9 protein-coding genes are annotated in these 10,547 nt (G+C 44.0%); 8 read left to right on the top strand and 1 reads right to left on the bottom strand.

Features of this window, described 5'->3' with window-relative positions; all coding sequences use genetic code 11:
- From GC102_RS33405 to GC102_RS33385, 5 genes are all read left to right on the top strand, one after another.
- The coding region (locus GC102_RS33405; RefSeq protein WP_171693319.1) for an S-layer homology domain-containing protein at positions 1–1,353 on the top strand (1,353 nt) is incomplete at its 5' end.
- Between the two features lie 192 nt (positions 1,354–1,545).
- Positions 1,546–1,719: an alpha-L-fucosidase gene (locus GC102_RS40790; protein ID WP_171693318.1), complete on the top strand. Its 174-nt coding sequence runs from the start codon at positions 1,546–1,548 to the stop codon at positions 1,717–1,719.
- A gap of 128 nt (positions 1,720–1,847) precedes the next feature.
- A complete protein-coding gene (locus GC102_RS33395) occupies positions 1,848–2,138 on the top strand; it encodes an L-rhamnose mutarotase (protein ID WP_171693325.1) in 291 nt (96 codons plus the stop codon).
- Positions 2,139–2,409: 271 nt separating this feature from the next.
- Positions 2,410–3,825, top strand: a complete 1,416-nt coding sequence (locus GC102_RS33390) for an alpha-L-fucosidase (RefSeq protein WP_171693317.1) — start codon at positions 2,410–2,412, stop codon at positions 3,823–3,825.
- 738 nt (positions 3,826–4,563) lie between these two features.
- Positions 4,564–5,022 (top strand): DinB family protein, encoded by a 459-nt coding sequence (locus GC102_RS33385; RefSeq protein WP_171693316.1) that lies wholly within the window; start codon positions 4,564–4,566, stop codon positions 5,020–5,022.
- Between the two features lie 294 nt (positions 5,023–5,316).
- Here the strand turns inward: GC102_RS33385 and GC102_RS33380 are convergent, their stop codons facing one another.
- Entirely contained in the window at positions 5,317–6,528 is a 1,212-nt protein-coding gene (locus GC102_RS33380; protein WP_171693315.1) for a cytochrome P450 family protein, read from the bottom strand.
- 1,082 nt (positions 6,529–7,610) lie between these two features.
- Here GC102_RS33380 and GC102_RS33375 point away from each other — a divergent pair.
- The 3 genes from GC102_RS33375 (at position 7,611) to GC102_RS40190 (ending at position 10,530) form a co-directional block, all read left to right on the top strand.
- Positions 7,611–9,107 carry a malate:quinone oxidoreductase gene (locus GC102_RS33375; protein ID WP_171693314.1) on the top strand — a complete coding sequence of 499 codons (1,497 nt, stop codon included), beginning with the start codon at positions 7,611–7,613 and terminating at the stop codon, positions 9,105–9,107.
- A gap of 506 nt (positions 9,108–9,613) precedes the next feature.
- Positions 9,614–10,348, top strand: a complete 735-nt coding sequence (locus GC102_RS33370) for a DMT family transporter (protein WP_281367736.1) — start codon at positions 9,614–9,616, stop codon at positions 10,346–10,348.
- Positions 10,345–10,530, top strand: a complete 186-nt coding sequence (locus tag GC102_RS40190) for a hypothetical protein (RefSeq protein ID WP_281367735.1) — start codon at positions 10,345–10,347, stop codon at positions 10,528–10,530. Before GC102_RS33370 ends, GC102_RS40190 begins: the two co-directional genes overlap by 4 nt.
- Positions 10,531–10,547 lie beyond the last annotated feature (17 nt).

Genomic DNA, 10,547 nt, shown 5'->3' with positions numbered 1-10,547 from the left:
CCGAACGGCGCAGTTGTAGTCAATAAGGGTGCTGATCAAACCTTTACATTCCATCCGGACAATGGATACGAAATCGACGAGGTGAGGTTAAACGGTATCGCCGTGACGGTGACCGGAAGCGTGTATAAGGTTGCCAACATAACCGCCGACCATATGATCAATGTAACTTTTAAGCGAAAGGTTGCAGGTGGCGAGAACAGTAATCCTCCCACTGATGGTGGACGTGGTACAGTCAATGGAAATACCGATGCCCATACGCTTGTATTGAAAACGGAAGACCTTACCACTCCAGCTTCCAACGGAGTTGTGACGATCATAGCCAAAGATAAAGAGAAAATGGTACTTCCTGCTAATGCAGCCGAACTGCTCGGACATAATCAATTAGTAATTCAAAAGGGGCTATTCACGTTGGAAGTACCCGCTGAATTGCTTAAACAGTTGGCAGATAAATTGTCCGCAAAAGATAAACAAAACAGTTCGATAGAGTTGATCATGACTCCCTTATCCGAATCCGATGCTAACAACCTTCTAGCTATAGGGCAATCTTCCACAAATGCACAAATTAAACTTTCCGGCAATGCGATCAATTTTAGCTTATCGATTGTCGGGAAAGATGGTAAAGTGACAAGCTTGAGCAGCTTCGATAAACCGATGACGATTCGATTCAAAGTGGATCCTTCCTTAAATTCGAAACTGATGGGTATTTACTATTTGGTAGACAATGGTACGTTGGAATATGTGGGAGGCACGTTTATTAACGGAGAAATGGTCGCCAAGATTCGCCATTTTAGCAAATATGCGGTGCTCGAATTCAAGAAATCATTTACCGATGTTAAGTCCACTCACTGGGCGGAAGATGCGATCGAACAGTTAGCAGCGAAGCACATTATTGACGGCACTAGTGCTGCAATGTTCGAGCCAGAGCGTACTATAACAAGGGCCGAATTTACAGCAATGCTTGTCAAAGCGTTGAACCTGACATCAGTGGGCGAATCGAAATTTACGGATGTATCGAAGGGTGCCTGGTACGAGGAAGCGGTTTCCATAGCGATCAAAGCAGGCATTATTAATGGAACAACCACAACGACTTTCGATCCCGATGCGAGAATCAAACGTGAAGAAATGGTCACCATGATGATGCGGGCGTATGTTATCTTGAAAGACGTTAAGTTAAACGAAAATACGGCTTCTTCCTTTACTGACGAATCCGCTGTGGCAGCCTGGGCGCTTGATTCAGTAAGAGCGGCGGCGGCACTTCATTTGATTAATGGACGCGATGCAAACAAATTCGTTCCGAGCGGTATCACATCCCGTGCAGAAGCAGCAGCTTTGCTCAATAGAGTTTTACAGTAAGCGTGTTAATCCCCAACTCCTATTAGGAGAGGTCATGTACGACGGATAGTCGTATCTTTAGCGAATCACTCGCTATAAGCATCCGTTAAAAGTGGTGGTTACATTACCGAAGGTAAACACGACCGAGAGCTTGGCACTCCACGACTTCCACAAACGTTTTGTGGAAGTCGTGGAGTGAGCTGCTGACGAACTATGGTCGTACAAACCTTGCTCAATACCCTTCTTGAGGTGGAGACCAAGGGTGGCAACCTGCTCTTATATGTTGGACCCTGTCCGGATGTAACTTGGCCTGAGCCCGCCCTAGAAAAGCTGAAATCCGTTGGGTCTTGGTTGGCCCATTCTGGAGAAAATATTTACTGCACATAGCGGATCTTGACGACTGGAATACATTGGTCACAATGGCAGCAATTCCAACTATATAAGTTGTCCACTTTTTAAATTTAAGTCAAAGAGGGATGACAATGAAAAGATTCGGATAGAGCATTAAGGTGAAAATGGATAGGTTAGCCGAATACAAAGCTTTACATGCGGCGGTATGGCCTGAAGTATTAAATCGGTTAAAAGAATGTAACATCCAAAATTACTCTATATACTACCGAGATGGGTATCTTTTTAGTTATTTGGAGTACACGGGACAAGACTTCGAGAAAGATATGGCTAATATGGCCGCTGACCCGAACACGCAAGCGTGGTGGAAACTGACAGATCCGTGTCAGGAACCCGTTGATTCCGCTTCGGAAGGAGAATGGTGGGCGACCATGGAGGAAGTATTTCATATGGAATAGGACGTTTCTTGATTCGAACGGAACTCGCGCCCGGCATCCCGGTGGCGGTCGTTTTTCTCTCCACGGATTTGATCTTAACCGCATATGAGTGAGAAAACACTTCCGACAGCTCAAATTTTCATGGGAGCATTACCGATCATGATAGTCCATTTGTTGCAGAGAAATCGCGAGAGGAACATAGAGTGATTGAGATAAAAGAATTTGAGGAAAGTCTGCGACAATCGCAATAATTTCAATTCGAGTGACGCGGAGAACCGAAGGAGGCAACCCGATGAATGATATAGAAATCAAGGAAATTCAGCAAGCCGAAGCGCCGGAATTGAAAGAAGGCGTCCACGGTTACAGCAGCGAGACGAATTGGATGAAGCCGGAAAATCCAATTACGTTGGAAAGATTGGAATGGTTCAAGGATCAGAAATTGGCCCTAATGATGCATTGGGGACCTTATTCGCAGATCGAGGTCGAGTCCTGGATTCTCAGTGACGAAGACGGTGAATGGGCGCGTAAAGATGTCGACTGGACGAGCGACTACGAAGAGATGAAGCGCGAATATTTCGGCCTGAACCGCACGTTCAATCCGTTCCGCTTCCAGCCAGAGCTATGGGCGGAAATCGCCGCCGAAGGCGGGTTCAAATATTTGATTTTTACGACAAAGCATCACGACGGATTTTGCATGTGGGACACGCGTACGACGAATTACCGGATTACCGGCTCCGAAACACCGTTTCATACACACCGCTATGCCGACGTTTGTAAGCATGTGTTTGACGCTTTCCGCAGCAAGGGGCTTGCGATCGCCGCTTATTTCTCGAAGGCGGATTGGCAAACGCCGTATTACTGGGCGCCAGGAATGGAGAGGGGCCGCGATACATGGAGAGGGCCTTCGTACTCCCCAGAGGAATACCCGTGGCTGTGGGAGCAATTCGTCGATTTCACCCATGAGCAAATCATGGAGCTGATGACCCGTTACGGCCGGATCGATATTTTGTGGCTGGATGCGGGCTGGGTAAAAGATAGTGACCAGGTTAAGCAGGACATTCGGTTGGGCGAGGTCGTCGAGCGCGCCCGTCAAATGCAGCCGTGGCTACTGTCCGCGGACCGTACAGTCGGAGGGCCTTACGAAAATTATGTGACGCCAGAGCAAACGATTCCGCAGCATCCGCTAAACGTGCCGTGGGAAAGCTGCATTACGATCGGCACACAGTGGGCCTTCAAATACGATGACCAGTATAAATCGGGGAGGGAGCTCGTTCGCATTCTGATGGAAGTCGTATCAAAAGGCGGCAATTTGGCGCTGAACGTAGGTCCTCAGCCCGACGGACGATTGCCGGCCGGGGCGGTCAAGAGCATCAATGAATTGGGCGCATGGATGAAGGTTTACGGCGAAGCGGTATACGGCACACGCGTGTGCGGGCCGTATTTTGTCGGTTCCTGCGCGTTCACCTCGAAAGGAAATACCGTGTACTGTACGTACTTGTATGAAAGCGCAGATGAAGCCGTCTCAAAGGTCGTTCATATTCCTTATCAGGAGCCCGTTTCCGGCATCGAGCTTGTCGGAAGCGATGCCTTGCTGCAGGTTGAGCGTACTCCGGAAGGAATCTCGATCACGCTTCCGAATTGCGAATTGACCGGGCAGGCTCCGATCGCCCATGTTTTCCGTATGCAGAAGGGCGAGGAGGCAAAGTGAGCGATAAAATTCCTTTGCTTTAAGCTGAAAAACGGGCGGCCCATTTTCTCTCGTTTTTTACCGTCGAAGAGAAAATCAGCCAGTTGCTTCAGCGTTTGGGTTGAACGGAGGAATGCTTCGGAGACTGCAAGTCTTCGTAGTTAAACGAAAGTGCCATAACTCACATTACGCGCCCCTTTTAAGCGGGCGTAGAAATTTTTAAAGGATTTGACCTCCCTTGTCGAAGTGTAGCGAGCATACCATCCTGCCGACAGGGGATTTCCAATTGTTCAACAACATGAGTCATTATACGATGGGGTCTGCGCCGATCTGGCAAGGCTCATAGATCGACGAATAATAATAAAAAATTATAATGTGTCGGAAGACAAAAACATTATCCGAATGAGGTCCGCGAAAACCGCTGACTTTTTTAGAGTTATCGGACAGCTGCATACCCGTTTATTTCTATCGAGAGTCATAAATCTTTACCGATAATAGACCGCGAAAATCGCGGTTTTTTTATTATCGGTACAACATCTTGCGGAATTGCCATGACAAGAATCTGTACCGATTGTCACGGTGAGAAAAAAAGTTGGATATTGTAAGGAGTTTCAGCGTTGCAGCCTTCGCTCCGCTAACGGGCAGGATTATTGAATTAAAGACAATTAAACTAGGAGCATATGTTCTTTCTTTGGCTCGATAAAAAGGATATAATTAACATATTATTATTACTTCAAAAAAGTTCATAGGAGGATTTAAATGACTAGTAAATCGTTCGGAAACTATGAAAAGACAATCAATGAGGTGTTAAAACTAAAGGAAATTCCCGAATCTCATCTTCTCGAGCCTATTCAAGAGGGTAAGTGGTCTATAAGAGAAATAATTGGTCACCTTTTTTACTGGGATAAGTTTAACTTAGACTATATGGCTCCGCATATGACTAACAATGCCAACTTACACCCGTTCCCTGACCACGACATTCATAATCAGGAGGCTATAAAATATATAGACAGATACAAATCAGTTGCTTCTTTGATTGATGAGTTTTCTAAAATACGCTTACAACTGCTTGATAAAATGTCTAGTATTGAAAACGATGCTAGATTTACAATCGGAACTGGAAAACGGCAATTTTCATTGGATAGTTTCATTACTATTTTCGTTAACCACGATGCTTACCATCTGAAACAAATTAGGGATAAGTTGAGTTTGAATTAATCAATTTAGTCCAAAGTTTATTAAACCAATGGAAACTTTAGTTGAAGAAAGCAAGGAGCAAATCTGCCGCTGACAGCTGCTCCTTGTTTTTATTGAGCTAACGGGCAAGTTACGCATTCGGCATGTGGAGACAATTTTATGATCCATGGGTCGGCAGATGACCTTATTTATTCATAGTCTATGATGTTCGGTTTCATGATTTAAAACGCGACACAAACTGTTATTCAAGCAGTTCTATGTCGCATTTTTTTAAGCAAAGTTCAAATGAAAATTAATAAAACCGATTTTAATGCATCAAAATGTGACCGGAAACCGTTCCAAACCTCGCATCAAGATGCCCGAGCGCCATTTAAATTCCTCAGAAGTTGTGTCAATACTCAGGTTAGGCAAACGCTGAAGCAATGTCGATAAAGCGATTTTACCTTCCAATCGGGCAAGCGGGGCTCCGAGACAGAAATGAATGCCGTTTCCGAAAGCAATATGCTTATTTTTCTTTCTCGTAATATCCAGCCGGTCAGGATTCTCGAATTGTTCGGGATCACGATTGGCAGCCGCCAAACCTACGAAAATCAAATCGCCTTTGTTGACATTTTTGCCATGCCAAGTAAAGTCGAGTCTGGCCCAACGGGAAGTGGCAATTTCGACGGGACTGTAATACCTAAGCAATTCTTCGATGCCCGATTGGGTTAAGGCCGGATCGCTACGCCACAAGTGTAATTGATCCGGGTTTTCCAATAATGCAAGCAGTCCGTTGCCGATCAGATTGACAGTCGTTTCATGCCCGGCGACAATGAGCAGCCAAATCGTGGAGGACAACTCTTCAGCAGTCAGCTTATCTCTGCTATCGTGAGCTTTGATCAGCATGCTGATCAAATCGGAACCGGGGTACTTCCTTCTCTCGGTGATGAGCTCTTCGATATACCGGCCAAAAGCCTGGATGGAAGGGAATGCTTCTTTCATCTTATTACGATTATTGGCAGACTCAATAAAGTCACTGGACCATTTTTTAAATAGATAATGATCATTCTTGGGAATGCCCAGCATCTGGCTGATTACGATGATAGGAAGCGGAAAGGCAAAGTCTTCGATAACGTCCATGCTCCCTTTTTCCTGAATTTGGTCGATTAGATCATCGGTAATACGCTGAATTTCATCCTGCATGTCTTCAATCATCTGGGGTGAAAAAGCTTTGGATACGATGGAACGAAGTCGGGTATGATCGGGCGGGTCGCTGGAGAGCATCTGTTTGCTGATCAGATCCATTTCCTTTTTGGGCATAATCGCCGCATAATCTTGAGGGGAAAGAGATTGCAAATTTTTCGTAAAGCGTTCGTCATCTTTCAATATTTGTACGGCATCGTCGTAACGTGTGGAGAGCCATGCCCTCTGCCCATCCGGCATTGCAATTTCGTGAAGCGGATCATTTTGCCTGAGCTGCTTGTAAATCTCGTGAGCATTTTTTTTGAACTCAGGCGATGACAGATCGAGGTTTGCATACGAAAACATAAATATATCACTCCAGTCCCATTTTTAATTAGAGGTTTTTCGAACCTCTAATTGGTATTTTATAGCAAATCGATGTAGAACAAAAATCTTCTATTCGGAAACGGCGAAACTTCAAAGGAGGGAGGGGTAACCTTGTTGAGGGCAGTTATCTATAGTTCAATTCGAAGGGGTGTTGGCTTTGATCCGCAAAAAAACAAAAAACGCCGCATCTCTAGCGCCGTTCCAATGAAGTTATTTCAAACGATGCCAACGCATTAAACCTCTTTCATCAGCTCCTTTAAAGCAATGACGGCAAGCGCCCGTCGTTCGAGACTTTTTAAAAGGACACTTAGCTGTAATGCAGGCACCAGATGGAAATGTTTTTATATTAGTTGGTAAATAAATCGAGCATGAGAAAGTTAATTGTTTGGGAGCTGAAAATCAGTGGCCGACCGGATACATGAAAATAATATTAATTTGTGCGAAATCATAGTGAGAAAGTACCAAGGAATTTTCAAGGTTGGATACAGAGTAATATTGTTGTAAAAAATACCATGGATGGTTAAGCCCCTACTTATCATAATAGTGTTTTCATCATCAATAAATACTGAGTTTATGTAAATAAAAGTATGGGATATGGAAGTAATAAATGTTCGCTGGTTGCCGAAATTTTGAAGAGACAAATGATACGTCCATCCGAAAAATAGAAAGTATTAAACGAACGAAGAACGATAGTGAAGGAGCTTGCTTAGAAGAGGCTCCCTTTTTGTTTTCATTGAATTAACGGGTGGGTCCTTCGAAAGGTTCACTGATAACGGCAAACCAATGTCTTATTCCTTGAAAGAAGCTGGGTTAAGGCCCTGGTTTTTGTATGTTCAAAGGACTTTGAGAACGGATTTCTGACTTGTTACCAGCTTTTAAATAGCTTATAATTATCAGATAATAGTAGATATTTTAATCTGTAAAAAATTGTAATGCACGATGATATGTTTATATTTCAAACAGAAAAGGTGTGTGACTAGTTCGCGCCTTGTTTTGGTGTGACGCCTAAGCAGGAGCGCCTACATCCTTTCTGCAAACTTTAGGGTATAAGGATGGTTAAAATGAGCAACAGAGAAACTAAAACAGATGTCATCTTAATTGGTGCCGGAATCATGAGTGCAACTTTAGTGACACTTCTGAAAGAATTAGTACCGGAATGGGAAATTACAGTGTTTGAGAAGCTCGAAAATGCAGGAGAGGAAAGCTCTAACGAATGGAATAATGCAGGAACAGGGCATGCGGCACTGTGCGAGCTTAACTACACAGTTGAAAAACCAGATGGATCTATAGATATTAGCAAAGCTATCCAAATTAATGAACAGTTTCAGCTTTCCATGCAGTTTTGGTCTTATCTTGTAAACAGCAAACTGATACGTAATCCGCAGGACTTTATCATGCCATTGCCTCATATGAGTTTGGTACAAGGGGATCAAAATGTAACGTTTTTAAAGAAACGTTTTGAAGCGATGTCTAATAATCCTCTGTTTCAAGGAATGGAATTTTCCGATGACCCTGAAAAACTAATGGAATGGATTCCTCTTATTTTACAAGGTCGTCCATCGAATGAACCTATAGCGGCAACTAAAATCGACTCTGGAACTGATGTCAACTTTGGTGCTTTAACACGCATTTTGTTTGACCACTTAAAGAGTAAAAACGTCGATATCAAATACAAACATACCGTTGAAAATATTAATCGTACTAGTGACGGCTCTTGGGAATTGAAAGTACGAAACGACAGCGGTAACGTCGAGCGTCATACTGCAAAATTCATCTTTATCGGAGGCGGGGGAGGAAGCCTGCATTTATTGCAAAAATCCGGTATTCCAGAAGGAAAACAAATTGGAGGATTCCCGGTAAGCGGAATATTCATGGTGTGTAATAATCCGGATGTTGTAGCGCAGCATCATGCAAAAGTATACGGCAAAGCTAAGGTTGGAGCTCCTCCAATGTCTGTTCCGCATCTTGACACAAGATTTATCGACAATAAAAAATCGTTGTTATTTGGACCGTTTGCCGGCTTCTCACCGAAGTTTTTAAAAACCGGTTCAATGTTTGATTTGGTAACTTCCGTAAAACCGAATAATCTCGTAACGATGTTGTCGGCAGGTGCAAAAAACATGTCATTGACAAAATACCTGATCGAGCAAGTTATGTTATCGAAAGAAAAGCGCATGGAAGAGTTACAAGAGTTTATCCCGAATGCCAAAAGCGAGGATTGGGATTTAGTAGTAGCAGGCCAACGTGTGCAAGTTATCAAAGATACTGAAGCTGGCAAAGGTACACTTCAATTTGGTACGGAAGTTATTAGTGCCGCTGATGGCTCGATTGCAGCATTACTAGGTGCTTCTCCAGGTGCTTCTACTGCTGTTCACGTTATGCTTGAGGTAATTAATAAATGCTTCCCTCAACATATGAAAGAGTGGGAACCGAAAATTAAAGAAATGATTCCTTCTTATGGCGTGTCACTCATGGAAAATCCAGAGCTTCTGCACGAAATTCATACTTCAACAGCAGAGACGCTTGGTCTAATCGAAAAAGAACTAGTCTCAAGTTAATTCTTTGTATGTAGGAACAAAGGTATTTAATGAAAAGTTCATGCAACATTTTGCAAAAGAAGCGCGATGTCATTTTAGCATCGCGCTTTTTAAATTTAAGGAAGTCTCGAAGGAGTCGAACAAAACGGTTAACGATATTTGGAGGGAACAAAAGTGGAAGCGTTGATTGAAGAGTACGGCCGCGGATACGCAATGCTTCGAGAGTCGTATCGGTAGAGCCAGGCGTAACCATGAACAAGATCTTTGAGATTCGTTTTAGTCACGACGGATATCTATAATTGAGGGGCATGCTTCGCGGCACTCCTTTTTTTTGTGTATTTGTTACTACATTTGAAGGTAGCTGTTCCTATCATGCTCGTCTTCTTGCATAGCATTGATCGTTTTATTGATTCATAAATACCATAATGAATTAGCGGACAAACCCTTGATTTGTATATTGAACCTCTGGTCCAATCGTCGTAAACTGGGGGATAGTGTTTCTTGAACAGGAAGGAAGGGACCTCCAGATGAAAATGAAATCGTATTTGTTGCTCTCTGTGTGTATTTTGTTCTGGGGCAGCAACTTTGTATTCGGGGCTATATTAGTGAAGCAGTTTTCTCCCATGCTCCTTTCGGCTATCCGGCTTTCTTTTACATCCTTATTTTTTATAGGATACGCACTGCTTACGAGAAATTCCGTTCGCCTGCAGCTGTCGGATTGGAAGCTCTTAATTCCACTAGGCCTGATAGGAACTCTTGCAAACCAAACCGCTTTTTATACCGGGATAAAAACCGTGGATGGGACGACGGCCGCCCTAATCTTATCACTTGCACCTATTACAACAGCCCTTCTCGCGTGGTTATTTCTTAGGGAGCCACTGACCCAACGGGTAGCCGGTGGTGCCGTCATTGCGGTACTAGGTGTTTATTGCGTGGTGGGAGTAGGTAAGCCGTTCCAGATTACACCTGGGATGTGGCTGATCTTTATCGCTATGTTGACCTTTGCCGCTTCCATTATTATGATGCGGAAGCTGATTGAGCGTATCGATCCGTTCAGCGCAACCATGTACTCGACTCTCATCGGTTGTGCTATGCAAATCATAGCTGCTGCGTTGGTGGAGCCGGTAAATGCCATATGGCAGGCACCGCTATGGGCTTGGTTTCTTGCCATCGCAACCGCACTGCTGATGAAGGGTTATGTGGACTTCTTTGGAATCGGCAAATCAAAGAGGTTGGTGCAGCCAAAGCGGCTATCTTTTTGAATTTGCAGCCTTTCGTTGCGATGCTCGTCGGGTTTGCTTTGCTCGGGACACCTGTGACTTGGCCACAAATTGGCGGCTCGGTGCTTATTATTTTTGGGGTTATGGTAGCAACAGAATTGCTGCCGAAGCGGGGTGCGCAGTTTTTTGCAAAGCCCTCCAAGGAGGAGAAGATCTCATCCTGATAGGAGAAATAATGTTC

It is taken from the genome of Paenibacillus germinis, from assembly GCF_013141785.1.
GTDB lineage: Bacteria > Bacillota > Bacilli > Paenibacillales > NBRC-103111 > Paenibacillus_E > Paenibacillus_E phytorum.
The sequence above is the reverse complement of the archived record's forward strand: the minus strand, read 5'-3'. Positions and strand labels throughout refer to the sequence as shown.